This is a genomic window from Klebsiella sp. 2019SCSN059 (assembly GCF_021739525.1).
Classification (GTDB): domain Bacteria; phylum Pseudomonadota; class Gammaproteobacteria; order Enterobacterales; family Enterobacteriaceae; genus Klebsiella; species Klebsiella quasipneumoniae.
In genome coordinates, this window is the sequence record NZ_JAKKOM010000007.1 from 16,020 (window position 1) to 36,280 (window position 20,261).

Here is a 20,261-nt window from a genome sequence, read left to right on the forward strand (position 1 = left end):
CATCAACGCATCCGTTTCAGGTATAAAAAAACCCGCGCCAGGCGCGGGTTTTTACTCAGGCAAAAATTACTTCTTACGGGCGTATTTCAGGGAATCCAGCGCCACGGCGAAAATAATGATCGCCCCCTTAATGATGTACTGCCAGTAAGGGTTAACGCCGATATAGGTCAGGCCGTAGTTGATCACGGTGAAGATAATCACCCCGGTAACCACGCCGAATACGGTCCCTACCCCGCCGCTGAACGATACGCCGCCCACCACGCAGGCGGCGATGGCGTCCAGTTCGTACATAAAGCCGAGGTTATTGGTCGCCGAGCCGATACGACCAGCTTCCAGCAGGCCGCCGAAGGCGTAGAACACGCCGGAGAGGGCGTAGATCATCAGCAGGTTCAACGCTACGTTGACCCCGGAGACCTTCGCCGCTTCCGGGTTACCGCCGATAGCGAAGATGTTTTTGCCAAAGCGCGTCTTGTTCCACAGGATCCAGACAAAGAAGACGGCAATCAGCGCGTAGAAGGTGATGTAGGACAGGCGGAACGAGCCCAGCGCCACAAAACCCTGCGCGAAATGGGAGAAATGGCTGTCGAAGCCGGAGATCGGCGACGCGCCCACGAAGTCGTAGTACAGCGAGTTAATGCCGTAGACGATGATCATGGTCCCAAGGGTGGTAATAAACGGCGTCACGTTCAGATAGGCAATGACGATCCCGTTAATCAGGCCGATGACCGCCCCGATGGCGCATACCAGCAGGATGACCAGCGGGATCGGCATGGTCGCCATATCCGGGAACACCTTGTTGGCATTATCCACCGCCTGCAGCATGGTCGCGGCAATCACCGCCGCCAGTCCCACCTGACGGCCGGCGGAGAGGTCGGTGCCCTGCGTGACAATCAGTCCGGCCACCCCGAGGGCAATAATAATACGCACCGAGGACTGGGTCAGAATATTACTCAGGTTGAGCAGACTTAAAAATGTCGGATCCTGGAAGATAATAATGGCCAACAGGACCAGAAGGACGACATATATCCCACCCTCTTTCAGGTAAGTGAGAAAACTCTTTTTATTTAACGCACTCATGTGAAGCCCCTGATCTTAAAGGTGCAATGACGCAAGACGCAGTATTTCGTTTTGCGTGGTGGTTTTAGTCTCAACAATGCCCGCGACCAGGCCGTTGCTCATCACCAGAATGCGGTCGGTAATCCCCAGCAGTTCCGGCATTTCGGAGGAAATAATAATGATCCCTTTATCTTTTTTAGCCAGCTCGGCAATCAGCTGATAGATCTCGAATTTGGCGCCGACGTCGATACCGCGCGTCGGCTCGTCCAGCATCAGGATCTCCGGCTGGGTCAGCAGCCAGCGGCCAATAATGACCTTTTGCTGGTTACCACCGGAAAGCGAACCAATCTGCGTATGCTGGCCGGGGGTTTTAACGCGCATAGAGTCAATGACCCATTGGGTATCGCTCTTCATCCGCGAGTTATCCAGCAAGCCGACGCTGTTTTTATATTTCTTAATATTGGAGATCAGCGAGTTAAAACCGATATCCAGATAGGCGTAAATCCCGGTGGAGCGCCGCTCCTCGGTCACCAGCGCAAAACCGTGGTTAATCGCCTCATTGGCGCTGTGGTTGTTGATCTTCTTCCCGTGCAGGGTGATGGTGCCGCTGGCCTTCTCACGGATCCCGAACAGGGTCTCCACGATGTCGGTACGCTTCGCGCCCACCAGACCGGCGATACCGAGAATTTCGCCCTTATGCAGATCGAAGGAGACATCGCGAATGGACGGCTGGCGCAGGGAGGTGAGATTGCGCACCTGGAGGATCACTTCTCCCGGGGTGTTTTCTCGATCCGGAAAGCGCTGGTTGAGCGAACGCCCGACCATCATGGCGATGATCTTGTCCATATCCAGCCCTTCCAGCGGCTGGGTGGCGATCCACTGGCCGTCGCGAAGGATGGTAATTTCATCGCACAGCTGGAAAATCTCTTCCATTTTGTGCGAGATATAGACGATACCGCAGCCGCGATCTTTCAGCTTGCGGATAATCTTAAACAGATGGTTGACCTCTTTTTCCGTCAGCGACGACGTCGGCTCGTCCATGATGACGATTTTGGCGTCATAGGAAAACGCCTTGGCGATCTCAATCATCTGCATCTGGGATACCGATAAGGTACCGACGCGGGCGCGCGGGTCGATATCAATATCCAGCTCATCAAATATGGCCTTGGTGTCCCGGTACATTTTGTCCTGATCGACAAACATACCTTTAGTGGGATAACGCCCGAGCCACATGTTGTCCATGACCGAACGCTGTAAGACCAGGTTTAATTCCTGATGTACCATCGAAATACCGTTTTCCAGGGCTTCTTTCGCCGAATGGAAATCGATCTCTTTTCCCTGAAAAAGAATGCTGCCGGAATCTTTTTGATAGATCCCAAAAAGGCATTTTAATAATGTCGATTTACCGGCGCCGTTCTCACCCATTAACGCATGAATGGAGTGCGGACGAACCTTCAGGTTGACATTATCAAGAGCCTTGACGCCAGGAAACGATTTGTTGATGTTGGTCATTTCCAACAAATATTCGCCTGACCGTTCGCTATTATTGCTGACCATAGTTATACCTGGCTGCGTTCATGCACGCCCCGTCCGGCGCAATAACGCCAGCAGGAGTCTGGTTCTGTATCAGGAATAATCGGGCGTGGATAACCCACGCCCGCAACTCACATCACGATTATTTGCCGGTAAACTGGCTCAGGTTGTCTTTATCGACGCCCACATAGGGGACGCGAACAATCTTGTTGTCAATTTTCCAGTTGGTGCCTGCCGCAGCGTCTTTCCCGTCGGCCAGGTTTTTCGCCAGATCGAAGGTCGCTTTCGCCTGGTTGTTAGCATCGTTCAGCACGGTACCGGCCATCGCGCCGGATTTCACCAGCGCCAGGGCTTCCGGCAGCGCATCCACGCCGAACACCGGAATGCTGCTCTTGTTGTGCGCTTTCAGCGCTTCAACCGCGCCCATCGCCATGGCGTCGTTGTTAGCGATCACCACTTCAATCTTGTTCGCATTCGGGCCGGAGAGCCAGGCGTCCATTTTGTCTTTCGCCTGGGCGGTATCCCACATGGCGGTGTCCATCTGCAGCTGCTGGGTCTTCAGGCCTTTATCATTCAGCTCTTTGATAACGTAGGTGGTACGCGCTTCCGCATCCGGATGGCCCGGCTCGCCTTTCAGCAGGACGTACTGGATCTGGCCGTCTTTATTCAGATCCCAGTTCGGGTTGGCTTTCCAGTGCTTGGCGATCAGATCGCCCTGAATAATCCCGGACTCTTTCGAGTCGGTACCGACGTAATAAGCTTTGTCATAGCTATCCAGCGCTTTACGGGAAGGCTCTTTGTTGAAGAACACCACCGGAATGTTCTGCCCGCGCGCTTTTTCGATGACCGTTCCCGCCGCAGCCGGGTCAACCAGGTTGATCGCCAGGGCTTTCACGCCTTTCGCCAGCAGCACGTCAATCTGATCGTTTTGTTTCGACTGGTCGTTCTGCGAGTCATTCATCAGCAGCTGGACGTCAGGCGCGGATTTGCCATCTTTTTCAATCGCCTTACGCACCACCGACATAAAGTTGTCGTCATATTTATAAATCGTCACGCCGATACGGGTATCTGCTGCGTGTGCTGCGGCGCCAAATAACAGACCAGCCATTACAGCAGAGAGGGTAAACACCTTCTTATTCATGGAATCTCCGGTTTTATTATGCAGGGTCATTTTTGTGAAAAAGTGCGGGCGGGATTTGTTGCATTAGTGTTACCGCACAACGCATTTCACGACGAAAATTCGGTCTTCCGTGTTGGGTAACGCTCCAGAAAAATACGACTCTAATACTCGTTTAACGCCTTGTTCCTACTGAAGAAAGTGAGGATTCCCCATCACCTCGCGGTTCAGACTGGTAAACGCTGCCATCATAATCAGGTGAATGTTAATATACTGTGAATTTACTCACAAATTGAAAGCGGTTACATCCCGCCGCCGCTTCAGTTAGTGATCGGCCCCACAGTTTGCCGCTGGGCAACGGAGTGACGGCGCACCAGGGTGGGCATAAAGCAGTGCGTCGCCTCGCGATCCAGCTTGCCGGCCGCCCCCAGCAGCGCCAGCTCAGTGGCCAGCTTCGCCATCGACATTACCGGATAGCGCACGGTGGTCAGCTGAGGATCGGTGTAACGGGAAATAGGAATATCATCAAAGCCAATCAGCGACAGATGCTGCGGCACGACAATGCCGTTGTCCTTCAGCGTGGTCAGCGCGCCGGCCGCCATGCTGTCGTTATAGGCGAACACCGCAGTGAGGCCGAGATTCCGCCCCAGCAGTTCGACCATCGCCGCTTCGCCGCCCTGCATGTCCGGGGAGCCGGACCCGACCCAGCTGTCCGGGGCGATGATGCCCTGCTCCTGCAGCGCTTTGCTCCACCCTTCCCGGCGCATATCGTCGTCTTCAATGCCGTGATTAGAGGAGAGATAACCGATGCGCTGGTGGCCGTGATTGAGCAGCATGCGGGTAGCCATCAGCGCGCCGCTAACGTTGTCGAGGCCGACGCAGCGATGGGCAAAGCCCGGCACGATGCGGTTGATCAGCACCATCCCCGGGATATGTTGCATAAAGTCGCTCAGTTCAGCATCGCTGAGCGCTTTAGAATGGACGATCAGCGCCGAGCAGCGCTGGCGGATCAGCACCTCGATGGCATGGCGCTCTTTTTCCGCTTCGTGATAGCTGTTGCCGATCAGCACATACTTATGATGCTGCTGGGCGACGGTATCCACCGCTTTCACCAGCGCGCCGAAGAAGGCATCGGAGACGTCCATCACCACCACGCCGATGGTATCGCTGACCTGGGTGGCCAGCGCCTGGGCGTTGGCGTTGGGCCGGTAGCCCAGCTGGGTCACCGCTTTCATCACCACGTCGCGCGTATCCGGACTCACCAGCGCGCTATTGTTCAGCACCCGCGACACGGTGGCCACGGATACACCCGCCTGGCGGGCGACATCACGAATGGTGATCATACTCAGCGACCTTAAGAGAATTACAGCACGTCACATTCACCTCCTGTGCTCAGCAAGGAGGCTATTCTGGCAGCGACCCGCGGTCCGCTACGTGAGTGAGGTCACACGGCTGGAAACGTTTACATCCGTTTTGTTAATGATTGTGATCGAGATCGTTATCTGGATGTGTCTTTCAATGATGTCCCTGACGCACGCAGGGTTAACTGACGCCACAGCCATTCCACCGGCCCCTGGCGGAAGCGGCGCAGCCAGAGTGATGATACGAGGAGGTTGACGGCCCAGATGGGGGGAACAAAGGCCAGCAGCTGCAGACGATCGAAGCGCATAAACAGCCCGAGATGATAAAACAGGGTGGTGCAGATCAGGGTCTGCAGCAGGTAGTTGCTCAGCGCCATGCGTCCGACGCAGGCGATAGCCCCCACCAGGCGGAAACGGCAGAGCTGCGGCCAGTAGCCCCAGGCCAGCGAGGCATAGCCGATAGCCTGCAGCGGGGCGCTCAGTTCACGCGGCGCCTGCAGTAAGAACGCGCACCAGCGATAGTCCCATGCCAGATACCACTGGGCGACAATAGCCGCCACATTCACCGCCATCCCGGCTAGCACCAGCAGCGCGCCGGTGCGCCGATAGTGACGCTGGCTGAACTGCCCTTTCAGCCAGCCGCTGCGCATCAGCGCCGCGCCTATCAGCATCATCCCCGCCAGCTGCCAGCCATACTGCGCGCCGAGCGCCAACAGATTGTCTGACAGCATATCCGCCCGGTTGCTGACCGCCTCCATGCCGCCGTGCAGCTTCCAGTACTGCTCATACTGCAGATTGGCCGCGTCCGGTACCCAGGAGCGATTCGCGGCCGTCCCCGAGATGATCCCCAGCAGGACCAGCACCGCAATACCGGTGAGGTAGAGCACCACCCCGGTGTTAAACAGCGATTTAACATGCTGCGCCTCGCGCACCATGCGCCAGCTCACCAGCCCCACCAGGGCGTAGGCCAGCAGAATATCGCCATCCCAGAAGAAGAGACCGTGAATGAAACCAAGCAGCGCCAGCAGGGTCAGCCGCGACTGGATCCAGCGTTTGCCGCGGGGGAGCAGGAGCTGCAGACCGGCGCCAAACAGCAGCGCGAACAGGGTAAGAAACTTCACCTGCGCCAGCAGGTCAAGGATCGCCCAGGTCCAGGCGTCGCTGAGGGTCGCGCTTCCTGACCAGGCCGGATTGAGGTAAGCGGCCTTCGGCAAGCCGAAGGCGCTGATATTGAGAAGCAGGATACCGAGGATGGCGACGCCGCGGACAAAGTCCAGCGTGACATTTCTCTCCATGTACCCTGCTCCGTTTTAGTTGTGGTGACGTACTGCGCGCAGGAATTCCTGGCGGGTATTCTGGCTGGATTTGAACAGGCCACCGAGGGAGGTGGTGGTAGTGGCGCTGGTCGCGTCACGGATGCCGCGCGCTTTCACGCAGTAATGCACCGCGTCAATGGATACCGCCACGTTGCTGGTGCCGAGCAGCGTCTGCAGCGCGATCAGGATCTGCTGCGTGAGACGCTCCTGGACCTGCGGGCGCTGGGCGAAGAACTGCACGATGCGGTTGATTTTCGACAGGCCGATCACCGAATCTTTCGGGATGTAGGCTACCGTCGCTTTACCATCGATGGTGACAAAGTGGTGTTCGCAGGTGCTGGTCAGGGTGATATCGCGCACGGTGACCATTTCATCGACCTTCATTTTGTTTTCAATGACGGTGATTTTCGGGAAACGGGAGTAATCCAGTCCGGAGAAGATCTCATCGACATACATTTTGGCGATGCGATGCGGGGTCTCCATCAGACTGTCATCACTCAGATCCAGATTCAGCAGTTGCATAATCTCGGTCATATGACCGGTAATCAAACGCTTGCGTGTTTCGTTATCAATTTCTTGTACTGGCGCACGCATCGGCGTCTCCAGCCCACGAGCGACCAGCGCTTCATGAACGAGGACGGCTTCTTTACTCAGTGATGACATTTGGGTTTCTCCTGCAGGTGTGGCGCTCTTTGCTTTTTCTGGGGGCAAAGTTTGTATTCATTGTGCGTGAGGTGGCGCACAGAATCCAGTAGCCGTAACGATAATTATTGAAATTGGCGCTGCCTTTTATTAAGGCGCGAAGCCACGCCTCAGGCGCGACGCCAAATCCCTATCGCCGAATCCGGAATGATCCAACCGCTGTACGCATCCATAAGCGCCATCGCTACACCGGCATGTTGGCTATAAGTTGCATTAATGATGCAGTAAGTTCTCAAAAGGAGAAAGTGAAAGTTGCTCACCGGCTAATGAAATATCTGTATTATGAACGTTTACGCGCACATCCCTTCCGAGGAGCCTTGCATGGAACTGCTTGAAGAGCATCGCTGTTTTGACGGCCGGCAACAACGCTGGCGTCATCACTCCCCTGTCCTGAACTGCGCCATGACGTTCAGCATTTTTTTACCGCCTGAGCGCGAAGCGCCGCCGCCGGTGCTGTACTGGCTGTCCGGGCTGACCTGTAACGATGAAAACTTTACCACCAAGGCGGGCGCTCAGCGCATTGCCGCCGCGCTGGGCATCGCGCTGGTGATGCCGGATACCAGCCCGCGCGGTGACGAGGTGGCCAACGATGACGGTTACGATCTGGGGCAAGGCGCTGGCTTCTACCTGAACGCCACCGAGGCGCCGTGGTCGGCGCACTACCGGATGTACGATTACCTGCGCGACGAACTGCCCGCGCTTATCCGCAGCGAGTTTACCGTCGGCGAACGCTGCGCCATCAGCGGCCACTCGATGGGCGGTCACGGCGCGCTTATCATGGCGCTCACCAATCCCGGCCGCTACGCCAGCGTCTCCGCCTTCGCGCCAATCGTCAATCCCTCCCAGGTGCCGTGGGGCAAGAAAGCGTTTACCGCCTATCTCGGCGCCGATGAATCGACATGGCGAGCCTGGGACAGCTGCGCCCTGATGCAGGCCAGCCAGCCGGCGGACGCGGTGCCGACGCTTATCGATCAGGGCGATAACGATCCGTTCCTCGCCGGACAGCTGCAGCCCGCGGTGCTGGCGGAGGTCGCGCGGCAGAAGGCCTGGCCGTTAACGCTGCGCATCCAGCCCGGTTACGATCATAGCTACTACTTCATTGCCTCGTTTATCGAAGACCATCTGCGTTTCCACGCGCAGCATCTCTTTAACTAAACGCAACCTGCGCCGCGAATCCACGTCGCGGCGCAGGCCATCGTTAAGCGCCAACGATCAGAAGCGATAATCCACGGCCATAAAGTAGCGACGGCCCTCTTCGGTATAGCTGTAGTCGTCCCGGTTGAGATCTTTATCGCCCACGTTCTGCACCCCGGAGCGCAGTTTCACATTTTTGGTGACCTGCCACGCCGCGCCGACGTCAAACAGGGTATAGCCGCCCGGGGTTTTGCCGGTGGCGCTCACCGCGCGCTGCTGGCCGGTATAGTTGGCCGTCACGTAGAAGGACCAGTCGTCCAGCGGTTTCCAGTCAAGCGTGCCGTTGGCGGTATGGAACGGCAGCGTCTGCAGCGGTTTGTCGCCGCCGTTGCTCAGATCGCGACCATCGTTGTAGGTGTAGTTCACCGTCAGCTTCCACTCATCGCCGAACGGGATCTTCACCTCGGTCTCCACCCCTTTGATGCGCGCTTTGTTGACGTTGAAATAGCGGAAGATCGGCACGCGCTTACCGTTGACGGTTTTCCAGCCGACAAAGTTCGGGTAGCCCGGCGCTTCGCTGGCGCTGGAGGTGCGCAGAACATCAATCATATCGTCGACATTGTTCTGGAAGGTGGTGATGCTGCCTTCAACATCCTGCAGCCAGCCCTCTTCCCCACGATAGTAGAGACCAAGCTCGAAGCTTTCGCTGGTTTCCGGCTTCAGATCCGGGTTACCGATGATGCTGCACGAGCCGCGGCAGGAGTTGGTGGTCCAGTCGGGGTTAAGCTGCAGCAGCGACGGGGCTTTAAACGCCGTCGCCCAGCCGCCTTTGACGGTGACGGTATCGGTGGCGTTATACACCAGATAGGCGCGCGGGCTCCAGTGATCGCCATAGGTCTGATGGTCGTCCATACGAATGCCGGTGGTCAGCGCCAGCGGCTCGATGATGCGCCATTCGTCTTCAATAAACAGGGCGTACTGGCTGGCTGAGGTCGACTGGCCGCCGCTGCTCAGGTTGACCGGATCTTTCAGCTTGTCGTGGCGCCATTCGCCGCCGAAGGTCACCAGCTGGTTAATCATGTCCAGCGGCAGGACATACTTGCCGTCGATGGCATTGCTTTCGGAGGTGATGGTGCCGTTCTGCCCTGGATTTTTATTATCCACCTTTTCGCCGTAGAACTTGAGCTCGCTGTTGCCCATCTCCCAACGGCCGTTATGGCTCAGGGAGTAGTTCTCACGCTCAAGGCGGTTGCGGTCAAGGGAATCGGAGTCGCGATCCTGGCGGTCAAAGCCATAGCCCGCGGTGAAATCGTGGTTGTCGCTCGGCGTCCAGGCGAATTCAACATTGCCATCGCGGCTGGTGAAGCCCTCTATGCGCGGCGTTTCGCCGGTGGCATTGCTGGAAGACTGGGGATCGTCCTTGGCGCGCTTCGCCAGGCTGCCGTAGGCCTTCATCCCGAGCACGCCGTCGATCAGCGGGCCGCTGGTGAAGAACTGGCCGTTCCAGGTATCGCCGCGGTCGCGGTGTTCCTGAATGGTGGTATCGGCGCTCAGCGTCCCGGTCCATTTCTGGCCGATTTTTTTGGTAATAATGTTGACCACGCCGCCGAGCGCATCGGAGCCGTACAGGGAGGACATCGGGCCGCGCACCACCTCGATACGTTCGATGGCATCCACCGGGATCCAGTTCAGGTCGAAGTCATTGTGGCGGAAGACGGCGTTCCGGGAGTTGACGCGTTTCCCGTCGACAAGGATCAGGGTATAGCTGCTGCTCAGACCGCGAATGCTGACGCCCTTGCGGTTATCCCCTTCGTTGGTGAGCTGGACCCCGGGCACATCGCGCAGTACGTCTTTCAGGTTCTGCACCGGCTTGCGCTGCAAATCCTGCTGGGTGATGACGCTGATGCTCGCCGGTGCGTCTTTGACGCTCTGTTCAGTGGCCGAGGCGGTCACCACCAGCGTTTCTTCATTCACATCGGCCAGGGCCGGAAACGCCAACGATACGACGGACGCAGACAATCCCGCCCGGATAAAAGGGTTTAACCTGAACATTCCAAATCTCCATGAGGTGTACAACCAAACAAACAAAAAGGTGCTGCTCACACGCGCTGGCGGCCTGCCGCTCTGTCGGCGGTAGACTCGCGCTGTTTTCTCGTCGATGTGGCTGGTCGCCCGATGTCAGTCTGTACACATGGCAGATACGGGGGGAGTGGCTTCATCCGTAATGGTCGGAAATGATAAAGATAATGATTTCTATTATCAATATAATTATGAAGAATTGTGTCAGGCTGTAACCGTGTGGACATAAAAAAAGCCCTCTTTTCAGAGGGTTTCCGGGTGATGCAAACCTGTTTTCGTTATCGTACTCATATGTCTGCCGGGTGGCGGCTTTCGCCTTACCCGGCCTACGAAAAATTGCAATATCAAACAGTTACGCAGATATCTGTAGGCCCGCGCAAGCGCAGCGCCGCCGGGCAATTCCTGAAGATTGCGCCTGGCCAGCAAGATGAAGCCCTCTTTTCAGAGGGCTTCTGGGTGATACAAACCTGTTTTCGTTATCGTACTCATCTGTCTGCCGGGTGGCGGCTTTCGCCTTTCCCGGCCTACGAAAAGTTGAAATATCAAAAAGTTACGCAAATATCTGTAGGCCCGCGCAAGCGCAGCGCCGCCGGGCAATTCCTGAAGATTGCACTTTGCCAGCAAGATGAAGCCCTCTTTTCAGAGGGCTTCCGGGTGATGCAAACCTGTTTTCGTTATCGTACTCATCTGTCTGCCGGGTGGCGGCTTTCGCCTTACCCGGCCTACGAAAAATTGCAATATCAAACAGTTACGCAGATATATGTAGGCCCGCGCAAGCGCAGCGCCGCCGGGCAATTCCTGAAGATTGCACTTTGCCAGCACGATGAAGCCCTCTTTTCAGAGGGCTTCCGGGCGATGACAAACCTGTTTTCGTTATCGTACTCATCTGTCTGCCGGGTGGCGGCTTTCGCCTTACCCGGCCTACGAAAAGTTGAAATATCAAACAGTTACGCAAATATCTGTACGCCCGCGCAAGCGCAGCGCCGCCGGGCAATTCCTGAAGATTGCACCTGGCCAGCACGATGAAGCCCTCTTTACAGAGGGCTTTTATCGCACAATAGCGAAGATTAACGCTTAAAGCGGTCCGGGAAGGTCATTTCGCTGTAGCGAACGAAGCGGGTGCCTTTCGCCAGTTTGTACCCAAACCAGATGACGAGGAACAGCGGAATACCGATGTAGGTCGCCGCCACGCCGCCCCAGTCAATGGTGTCCTTGAGGAACGCTTCGTAGTTCTGTCCGAGGGTGATGATCAGGCACAGCACGAAGGCGAAGATCGGCCCCAGCGGGAAGAACCCGGAACGATACGGCAGATTATTAATATCGTTACCCTGCAGGACGAAGCCACGACGGAAACGATAGTGGCTGATGGCAATCCCCAGCCAGGCGATAAAGCCCGTCATCCCCGAGGTGTTCAGCAGCCACAGGTACACCGTCTGGTTACCGAACATCGAAGTCAGGAAGCACAGCGCCGCGATAACGGTGGTCGCATACAGGGCGTTGCGCGGTACGCCGCCACGCGACAGCTTCGAGAAAATGCGCGGCGCTTTGCCGTCGCAGGCCAGGGTATACAGCATACGCGTAGAAGCGTACATCCCCGAGTTACCCGCCGACAGAACGGCCGTCAGGATAACGGCGTTCATGATCGCCGCCGCCGACAGCAGACCGGCGTGCTGGAAGACCAGCGTGAACGGGCTGACGGAGATATCTTTAACGTCGTTGCGCAGCAGGCTCGGATCGGTATACGGAATGATCAGGCTGATAATCAGGATCGCGAAGACGTAGAACAGCAGGATACGCCAGAAGACCTGGCGCACCGCGCGCGGAATGTTCTTTTCCGGGTTCTCAGACTCACCGGCGGCAATACCGATAAGCTCGGTGCCCTGGAAGGAGAAGCCGACAATCATCGCCACGCCGATCATCGCCGAGAAGCCGCCGGCAAACGGCGCATCCGCGATCCCCCAGTTGCTCCAGCCGGCAGGCTGCGCCCCTTTGAAGATACCGACAATCATCATCACGCCGACGATGATAAAGATAATGACGGTGGCCACTTTGATCAGCGAGAACCAGTATTCCGCCTCGCCAAAGCCGCGCACCGAGATCCAGTTTAGCAGGAACATAATGCCGAGGAACAAGGCGCTCCAGATCCAGCCTGGGGTGTCAGGGAACCAGTAGCTCATCACCAGCTGCGAGGCCACGAGGTCAACGGCGATCGTTACCGCCCAGTTGTACCAGTAGTTCCAGCCCAGCGCGAAGCCGAAGCCCTCTTCAACATAATTCTGCCCGTAGGTGGCGAAGGAACCGGACACCGGCATAAACGCCGCCAGTTCGCCCAGGCTGGTCATCAGGAAATAGACCATCAGACCGATCAGAATATAAGAAAGCAGCGCCCCGCCGGGACCTGCTTGCGAAATCGTTGCGCCAGAGGCAACAAAAAGACCCGTACCGATGGAACCGCCGATGGCGATCATGGTCAAGTGGCGCGCCTTTAGTTCACGACGTAGCGTGGGCGCTTCTGTGGTTTTAGTTTCCGAAACCATGTGATAATGCTATCCATCCAAAAAATGAGGCGCGATTGTAGCAGACGATCGGGGTTTCATCCGGTACAAATGCAAAGTTATAAGAGAGCTTCATGATCGACCGCAAATTATTAGTAAAGCACTAACCTGCGGAATTGCCAGCAAATTTCCCCCCCCTTTATCAGGCGATAACGCCGGATCGCTACACCTGGCAATACTGTAGAAAACGTTGTAATGCTTTGGAAATATGCTTCTGCCGGTGGTGGATCCGCCACAGCGTGCGCGTCAGCCGGGGCAGCGGCACTTTCAGCTCCGCCAGCGTGCCGGAGGACAGCTGTTCGGCAATCACCCGCCGCGATAAGCAGCTGATCCCCAGCCCATGGCGCACCGCGTGTTTGATCGCCTCCGAGTTGCCCAGCTCCATCCCCAGATGAAACGCCGGCAGATGCGACAGCAGAACGTAATCGACAATCTCCCGGGTGCCAGACCCATGCTCGCGCAGGATCCACGGCGCCTCGGCCAGCTGCTGCAGGGTCACCTCCCCCGCCAGCAGCGGCGAGTCAGGCGCGGCAAACACCACCAGCTCATCTTCCAGCCACGGCTCGGCGATAATATCGGCGGCATGGCACGGCCCCTCGATCAGACCGAAATCCACCCGCAGGTCGGCAACGGCGTTGATTACGTCCAGGCTGTTGCCAACGCTCAGCTCAACCGGCAGATCCGGGAAGTCATGGCGATAGCGGGCAATGATCTCCGGCATAATATAGTTGCCGATGGTGCTGCTGGCGTAGACCCGAATCGCCCCGTTGTCGCCGCGAAACAGCTGCTCGATCTCCAGGGCCCGCTCCAGCAACGCCAGGGCGCGCGGATAGAGCAGCCGTCCATGCTCATTGACCACCAGCCGCTTGCCGACGCGGTCGAACAGCTGTACGCCAAGCTGCCCTTCCAGATCGGTCAGCGCGGCGCTGACCGCCGATTGCGAAAGCGCCAGCATCTGTGACGCCTGAGTGGTCGACCCACTCTTATGGACTTCGGCGAACACTTCCAGCTGCCGCAGCGTAATATGCATAACCCACCCGTTTAGTAATCCAGTCTGAATAACCTTCCTTACTATGGTGACACAAATCGAGGCGGCTGACGGAATGAAAATCCCCTTACGTCACAAAATCATCGTCTTGCTGACAAGAGAAGCTCGCTTGCGCGCCTCACTCCCCTGCCCCGTTGTCTCCGGCGAAGCGGCCATTAACCACTTATTACGATTGATTATAAACATATAATCAATTTTATATTTAATCCCGCGCGGCGTAACCTTTAGGCAGACAAAGGAGAAGGTTATGACAGCACTCACTTTACCCACCAAACATCGTTCCCTGTGGCATTTTGTCCCAGGCCTGGCGCTGACCGCCGCCCTGACCGGCGCCGCCCTGTGGGCCGGTAGCTTCCCGGCCATCGCCGGGGCGGGCTTCAGCGCCCTGACCCTCGCTATCCTGTTCGGGATGGTCGTCGGTAACACGGTCTATCCGAAAATCTGGCAGCCCTGCGACGGCGGGGTGATCTTCGCCAAACAGTATCTGCTGCGCCTGGGGATCATCCTCTACGGCTTCCGCCTGACGTTCGCCCAGATTGCCGACGTCGGCGTGAGCGGTATTTTGATTGACGTTCTGACGCTCTCCAGCACCTTTTTCATCGCCTGCTTCCTGGGCCAGAAAGTGTTTGGGCTCGATAAGCACACCAGCTGGCTGATCGGCGCCGGCAGCAGCATCTGCGGCGCGGCGGCAGTGCTCGCCAGCGAGCCGGTGGTCAAAGCCGAAGCCAGTAAAGTGACCGTCGCCGTCGCCACGGTGGTGATCTTCGGTACCATCGCTATCTTCCTCTACCCGGCGATGTATCCGCTGCTGGCGCACTGGTTTACCCCGGAGACCTACGGGATCTATATGGGTTCCACCATGCATGAAGTGGCGCAGGTCGTCGCTGCCGGCCATGCGGTCAGCCCGGATGCGGAGAACGCCGCGGTTATCGCTAAAATGCTGCGCGTGATGATGCTGGCCCCGTTCCTGCTGTTCCTGGCGGCGCGTGTTAAACAGCTGACCCCGGCGGGTAACGGCGAGAAAAGCAAAATCACCATTCCGTGGTTTGCCATTATGTTCATCCTGGTGGCGGTGTTTAACTCCTTCCATCTGCTGCCGAAAGCGGTCGTGGAGATGCTGGTGACGCTGGATACCGTCCTGCTGGCGATGGCGATGGCCGCTCTTGGGGTGACCACTCACGTCAGCGCCCTGAAAAAAGCCGGGGCGAAACCGCTGCTGATGGCGCTGATGCTGTTCGTCTGGTTGATTGTCGGCGGCGGGGCCATTAACGTCGCCATCCACAGCCTGATGGCATAAAGCACTACATCTTTCTCCAGTTAAGCCGCTATCATTACCCACCCCCCAGCGGCTTTAACTGGAGTTTTTTTATGAAATACGTAGGAGCGCACGTGAGCGCCTCAGGTGGACTGGCCAATGCCGCCATTCGCGCCGCCGAAATCGAAGCAACCGCCTTCGCCCTCTTCACCAAAAATCAGCGCCAGTGGCGCGCCGCGCCGCTCAGCGACCAGACCATCGCCGAATTCAAAGCCGCCTGTGAAAAGTATCACTTTGGCCCCGGACAGATCCTGCCGCACGACAGCTACCTGATTAACCTCGGCCACCCGGTGGAAGAGGCGCTGGAAAAATCCCGTGACGCCTTCATCGATGAGATGACCCGCTGTCAGCAGCTGGGGCTGACGCTGCTCAACTTCCACCCCGGCAGCCATCTGCAGCAGATCCCGGAGGAAGAGTGTCTGGCACGCATCGCCGAATCGATCAATATCGCGCTGGCGAAGACCGAAGGCGTCACCGCGGTTATCGAAAATACCGCCGGCCAGGGCAGCAACCTGGGCTTTAAGTTCGAGCACCTCGCGGCCATCATCGACGGCGTGGAAGATAAAACCCGCGTCGGCGTCTGCATCGATACCTGCCACGCCTTCGCCGCCGGCTATAACCTGCGCAGCGCCGAAGCCTGCGAGAAGACCTTTGCCGACTTCGACCGTATCGTCGGCTTTCAGTATCTGCGCGGCATGCATCTCAACGATGCCAAGAGCGCCTTCGGCAGCCGGGTCGACCGTCACCATAGTCTGGGGGAAGGCAACATCGGCCACGATTGCTTCAGCTGGATCATGCAGGACAACCGCTTCGACGGCATTCCGCTGATTCTGGAAACCATCAACCCGGATATCTGGGCGGAAGAGATAACCTGGCTGCGGGCGCAGCAGATCGCCGAAGTGGCGTAAATAGAGACATAAAAAAAGGGCCGAACAGTCGGCCCTTTTTTATTGCGGAGAAATTATGCCGCTTTTTCGACTTCCGCTACCTGCGCTTCCGGGCGTTTCAGCACCGCGTAGGAGAGGCCCGCGACCAGCGTCCCGGCAACAATCGCCAGCAGGTAGCCCAGCACTGGCGTAATCGCCCCCGGGATCAGCAGAACAAACAGCCCGCCGTGCGGCGCCATCAGTTTCGCGCCAATCGCCATCGAGATAGCGCCGGTTACCGCGCCGCCGACGATACAGCAAGGCAGCACGCGCATCGGGTCACGGGCGGCAAAAGGAATCGCCCCTTCAGAGATAAAGCACAGGCCGAGAACCAGCGCGGCTTTACCCCCTTCCCGCTGCCCTTTGTCGAACTTATTGCGGGCAACCAGCGTTGCGATACCCATCGCCAGCGGAGGCACCATACCGGCCGCCATGATCGCCGCCATCGGCGCGTAGGTCTGGGTACTCAGCAGGCCAACGCCGAAGGCATAGGCCGCTTTGTTCACCGGGCCGCCCATGTCGGTACACATCATCGCGCCGAGGATCGCGCCCAGCAGAACCGCGTTGGCGGTGCCCATGGTTTGCAGCCAGTGGGTCAGCCAGGCGAGGATACCGGCGACCGGTTTACCAATCAGGTAGATCATCGCCAGGCCCACGATCAGGCTGGAGACCAGCGGAATGATCAGGATCGGCTTCAGCGCTTCCATACTCTGCGGCAGTTTCAGCTTAGTGCTGATGGCTTTCGCCACGTAACCGGCAAGGAAACCGGCAATGATCCCGCCGATAAAGCCGGAGCCGCCGCTGACCGCCAGCATACCGCCGATAAGACCCGGGGTCAGACCCGGACGGTCGGCAATGGAGAAGGCGATAAAGCCCGCCAGCACCGGCACCATCAGCGCGAAGGCCGAGCCGCCGCCGATTTGCATCAGCGCCGCCGCGAGGGTGTCTTTCACTTCAAACGCTTTGATCCCGAAGGCAAAGGAGAGCGCGATACACAGGCCGCCCGCCACCACCATCGGCAGCATGTAGGAGACGCCGGTCAGCAGGTGGCGGTAGGCGCCCGCCGACTCTTTTTTACCTTCGCCAGCAGCCTGAGGTTTACCGGAAGGCTGGTACGGTTTGGCTTCAGCCACCGCTTTGTCCAGCTCCTGGGCGGTTTTCTTCAGCGCCAGACCGGTGGTGGTGCGATACATCGGCTTGCCGGCGAATTTCGCCAGGTCGACTTCGATATCGGCGGCGACGATCACCAGATCCGCCTCGGCCACCTCTTCCGGGGTGATAGCATTGCCCGCGCCGACGGAGCCGCGGGTTTCCACTTTCACCCACCAGCCGCGTTTTTTCGCTTCGGTTTCAATGGCTTCAGCCGCCATAAAGGTATGGGCAACGCCGGTCGGACAGGCGGTGACCGCGACAATACGTTTCGGTCCGCCGGTGGCCGCCGGGACTGCCGCAGCGGCAGGCGCCGCGTACGGCATCGCGTGGCCTTTGGCTTCGCTGAGGAACAGCTCCGGGTGCGCCACGGCGCGATTAATATCGCCGAGGTAGACTTGTTTGCCGTTCAGCGCGCTGTCAGTGGGCAGCGCCGACCCGAGAACAATCACCAGTTCGGCGTCGTTCGGATTATCAATCAGTTCAAGGTGCGCTTTTGGCGCTGCGGCACCCAGCAGGGTTTTCGCCATATAGGCGCGCGCCTGTCCGAGTCCGGCATCAATAATCAGCAGCGTTTTCATTATGCCTCTCCTGCTGTCAATTAAAGGGTTGTAAGTCGACACGCGCCATCATCGCGGCCAACTGGGTACGGTCGGTGATCCCGACGTTGCTCTGGCTGACGGCCAGGGCAGCGACGGCGGTCGCCAGGCGCAAGGTATGCTCGCTGGATTCACGCATCAGCAGGCCGTAAATCAGGCCGCCGACCATCGAATCGCCGGCGCCAACGGTGCTGACCACTTCGACTGAAGGCGGTTTGGCAATCCACTCGCCGGAGGCGTTCACCCACAGCGCGCCCTCTTCGCCCAGGGAAATCACCACGTGGGCGATCCCCTGCTCGCGCAGCGCATGGGCGGCGTCGATAACGTCTTTCATCTCCGGCAGCTTACGGCCAGCCCAGATCTCCAGCTCGCGACGGTTCGGTTTCACCAGCCACGGCGCCGCTTTCAGTCCGGCAACCAGCGCTTCGCGGCTGCTGTCGAAAATGATGCACGGGCACTGGCTGCGCAGACGGGTCATCCAGTCGGTAAAGGCTTCCGGGCTGACGCCGGACGGCAGGCTGCCGCTGACGCAGACCATATCGAACTGCCCCAGCCAGCTCAGGGAGTCGTTGACGAAGCGTTCCCAGTCGCCTGGGGTCACTTCAAAGCCGGAGAAGTTGAAATCGGTCACTTCGCCATCTTTTTCCGTCAGCTTAACGTTGATGCGGGTCCGGCCCTGCACCACCTGGAAACGGTTGGCGATCCCCAGCTCGCTGAACAGCTGCTGAAAGCCATCCTGGTTGTCTTTCCCCAGGAAGCCGCCGACGGTGACGTCAATGCCAAGATCTTTCAGCACTTTCGCCACGTTGATGCCTTTCCCGGCGGCGTGCAGGCCGGTGGTACGCACCAGGTTCACTTCACCGCGCTCGATCTCCGGGGTGAAGCCCACCAGATCGTACGCCGGGTTTAAAGTAATGGTTGCTACACGTCTGCTCATTTATGCGCCCTCCCCAAGGCCTGCGGCGATCGCTTCGCCAATCGCATCCAGCGCTTGTTGCGCATCCTCACCCTGCGCGGTAAAGCGCAGACGGTGACCTTTTTTCACACCCAGCGCCACGACCTTCATCAGGCTGCGGCCGTTGGCCGGCTTGCCGGAACCGTCGAGGTTAGTGACGGTGACGTCGCTGGAAAATTGTTTAATGGTGTTGACCAGCATGGTGCCCGGACGGGCGTGCAGGCCGTGCTCATTGCGCACCACGAATTCGGCGCTCAGCACATCTTCGGCAATCGCGTCGTCGCTGGTCAGCAGCGCCAGCACGGTGGCGGCGTCGGCTTTCAGCAGATGGTCAGCTTTCTTGTCCAGCAGCAGCTTGCTCAGGCGGTTCAGCACCGCGGTTGGCTGATCGTCGGTCATCGCCACCGTGACCAGCAGGGAAACTGGCTGGTCGTCGCGGGTGAAGGCGGTGGCGGCGCGGCTGACCGCCACGGCGCTGCGCAGATTGCCTTCGGCGCTGTCGTTCAGCCAGATACCCTGACCGAGGTTCAGCGGCGTATCGTTAATGACGTGGCTAACGAAGGCGGAATCCACAGCACCTGCTTCTTTCAGACGCGCGGCGTTCAGCGCCTGCAGGGTCAGCAGATCGCTGGCCGCGACGTCGAGACTCAGGGTCTCGTTGTCCAGCTTCAGCGCTTCGCTCTGTTTCTCCCCCATCAGCAGCGCACGCAGCTCTTCCGCGGTGGTGGCGGACTGCAGCTGGGCGGCGACCGCGTCATCGCTCAGCACATGGGTCAGCTGACGCAGCAGGCCGAGGTGTTCATCTGAGCTGGCGGCAATCCCGATCGCCACATAGGCGGTCTGCCCTTCGCCCCAGGTGACGCCCTGCGGGAACTGAAACACCTGAACGCCGGTCTTCAGCACCTGGTCACGCGTATCCGTCGTGCCGTGCGGGATCGCGATCCCGTTGCCGAGGAAGGTGGAGGTCTGCTGCTCGCGCGCCAGCATGCCGTTCACGTAGCCATCGGCCACGTTGCCGGCGCTGACCAGCGCGGCGGCGACCTGCCGGATGGCCTCTTCTTTATTACCGGCCTGCTGGCCGGGATGAATATCCTGCACAGATAACTGGAACATGGTTCTCCTCTCCTGCTGAATTGAATCGTTTCAGCTAACTTGAGAAAAAAAGCGCCATCTGACGGTGAACGATATGCCGAATGACGCTGAAACGTTTCAAGAATTCTGTACCTTTCTTGCTCAACGCGCAAGGTACGTCAGCGACTTGATTGCAGAACTTAGAGGTACTGCACACTTTTGCTGAAGCCCTGGCGCCTGGCCGCGGTAAACGTCAGCTTTTTGCTGAACTCTCTATTTTGAAACGCCTTTTTAATTATTCGTGCCATACTACTGTTTATTTTCAGCCAGCAGGCGTAAACTCCG

16 protein-coding genes are annotated in these 20,261 nt (G+C 58.2%); 4 read left to right on the top strand and 12 right to left on the bottom strand.

The annotated features are described in order from the left end of the window. Positions 1 to 66: 66 nt before the first annotated feature. From mglC to folE, 6 genes are all read right to left on the bottom strand, one after another. On the bottom strand, positions 67 to 1,077 hold the full coding sequence (mglC, locus tag L2I46_RS10335) for a galactose/methyl galactoside ABC transporter permease MglC (RefSeq protein ID WP_002912871.1): 1,011 nt from the start codon (positions 1,075 to 1,077) through the stop codon (positions 67 to 69). Positions 1,078 to 1,092: 15 nt separating this feature from the next. After that, positions 1,093 to 2,613 carry a galactose/methyl galactoside ABC transporter ATP-binding protein MglA gene (mglA, locus tag L2I46_RS10340; RefSeq protein ID WP_004201625.1) on the bottom strand — a complete coding sequence of 507 codons (1,521 nt, stop codon included), beginning with the start codon at positions 2,611 to 2,613 and terminating at the stop codon, positions 1,093 to 1,095. A 118-nt stretch (positions 2,614 to 2,731) separates the two neighbouring features. Continuing rightward, the gene (gene mglB / locus L2I46_RS10345; RefSeq protein WP_023290441.1) at positions 2,732 to 3,730 is read right to left on the bottom strand and encodes a galactose/glucose ABC transporter substrate-binding protein MglB; all 999 of its coding nucleotides are present in this window, start codon (positions 3,728 to 3,730) and stop codon (positions 2,732 to 2,734) included. A gap of 296 nt (positions 3,731 to 4,026) precedes the next feature. Next, positions 4,027 to 5,049 carry an HTH-type transcriptional regulator GalS gene (gene galS, locus L2I46_RS10350; protein WP_023290442.1) on the bottom strand — a complete coding sequence of 341 codons (1,023 nt, stop codon included), beginning with the start codon at positions 5,047 to 5,049 and terminating at the stop codon, positions 4,027 to 4,029. Positions 5,050 to 5,204: 155 nt separating this feature from the next. Then, entirely contained in the window at positions 5,205 to 6,362 is a 1,158-nt protein-coding gene (yeiB, locus tag L2I46_RS10355) for a DUF418 domain-containing protein YeiB (protein ID WP_101977613.1), read from the bottom strand. Between the two features lie 15 nt (positions 6,363 to 6,377). Continuing rightward, on the bottom strand, positions 6,378 to 7,046 hold the full coding sequence (gene folE, locus L2I46_RS10360) for a GTP cyclohydrolase I FolE (protein WP_023290444.1): 669 nt from the start codon (positions 7,044 to 7,046) through the stop codon (positions 6,378 to 6,380). Between the two features lie 360 nt (positions 7,047 to 7,406). Between folE and fghA the strand changes: the two genes are divergently transcribed. After that, the gene (fghA, locus tag L2I46_RS10365; RefSeq protein WP_087849512.1) at positions 7,407 to 8,240 is read left to right on the top strand and encodes an S-formylglutathione hydrolase; all 834 of its coding nucleotides are present in this window, start codon (positions 7,407 to 7,409) and stop codon (positions 8,238 to 8,240) included. Between the two features lie 57 nt (positions 8,241 to 8,297). Here fghA and cirA read toward each other — a convergent pair whose 3' ends face one another. Beyond that, entirely contained in the window at positions 8,298 to 10,271 is a 1,974-nt protein-coding gene (gene cirA, locus L2I46_RS10370) for a catecholate siderophore receptor CirA (protein WP_064157251.1), read from the bottom strand. A 246-nt stretch (positions 10,272 to 10,517) separates the two neighbouring features. On the opposite strand from cirA, the gene L2I46_RS10375 reads away from it, so the two are divergent. Beyond that, on the top strand, positions 10,518 to 11,324 hold the full coding sequence (locus L2I46_RS10375) for a hypothetical protein (RefSeq protein ID WP_236947829.1): 807 nt from the start codon (positions 10,518 to 10,520) through the stop codon (positions 11,322 to 11,324). A gap of 41 nt (positions 11,325 to 11,365) precedes the next feature. Here the strand turns inward: L2I46_RS10375 and L2I46_RS10380 are convergent, their stop codons facing one another. Next, complete coding sequence (locus L2I46_RS10380; protein ID WP_023290447.1) at positions 11,366 to 12,835, bottom strand: amino acid permease; 1,470 nt, start codon at positions 12,833 to 12,835, stop codon at positions 11,366 to 11,368. A 181-nt stretch (positions 12,836 to 13,016) separates the two neighbouring features. Then, the gene (gene yieE / locus L2I46_RS10385; RefSeq protein ID WP_086075549.1) at positions 13,017 to 13,883 is read right to left on the bottom strand and encodes a DNA-binding transcriptional regulator YeiE; all 867 of its coding nucleotides are present in this window, start codon (positions 13,881 to 13,883) and stop codon (positions 13,017 to 13,019) included. A gap of 265 nt (positions 13,884 to 14,148) precedes the next feature. Between yieE and L2I46_RS10390 the strand changes: the two genes are divergently transcribed. Next, positions 14,149 to 15,198 (top strand): YeiH family protein, encoded by a 1,050-nt coding sequence (locus L2I46_RS10390; RefSeq protein ID WP_044524219.1) that lies wholly within the window; start codon positions 14,149 to 14,151, stop codon positions 15,196 to 15,198. A gap of 71 nt (positions 15,199 to 15,269) precedes the next feature. Beyond that, positions 15,270 to 16,124, top strand: a complete 855-nt coding sequence (nfo, locus tag L2I46_RS10395) for a deoxyribonuclease IV (protein ID WP_236947830.1) — start codon at positions 15,270 to 15,272, stop codon at positions 16,122 to 16,124. A gap of 53 nt (positions 16,125 to 16,177) precedes the next feature. Here nfo and fruA read toward each other — a convergent pair whose 3' ends face one another. Genes fruA through fruB form a run of 3 tightly spaced genes read right to left on the bottom strand, consistent with a single transcriptional unit; the run spans position 16,178 to position 19,958 of the window. Next, a complete protein-coding gene (gene fruA, locus L2I46_RS10400) occupies positions 16,178 to 17,872 on the bottom strand; it encodes a PTS fructose transporter subunit IIBC (protein ID WP_236947831.1) in 1,695 nt (564 codons plus the stop codon). A 16-nt stretch (positions 17,873 to 17,888) separates the two neighbouring features. After that, the gene (fruK, locus tag L2I46_RS10405; protein ID WP_002912941.1) at positions 17,889 to 18,827 is read right to left on the bottom strand and encodes a 1-phosphofructokinase; all 939 of its coding nucleotides are present in this window, start codon (positions 18,825 to 18,827) and stop codon (positions 17,889 to 17,891) included. Further along, positions 18,828 to 19,958 carry a fused PTS fructose transporter subunit IIA/HPr protein gene (gene fruB / locus L2I46_RS10410; RefSeq protein ID WP_023290452.1) on the bottom strand — a complete coding sequence of 377 codons (1,131 nt, stop codon included), beginning with the start codon at positions 19,956 to 19,958 and terminating at the stop codon, positions 18,828 to 18,830. It abuts the gene before it with no gap. Between the last annotated feature and the right edge of the window lie 303 nt (positions 19,959 to 20,261).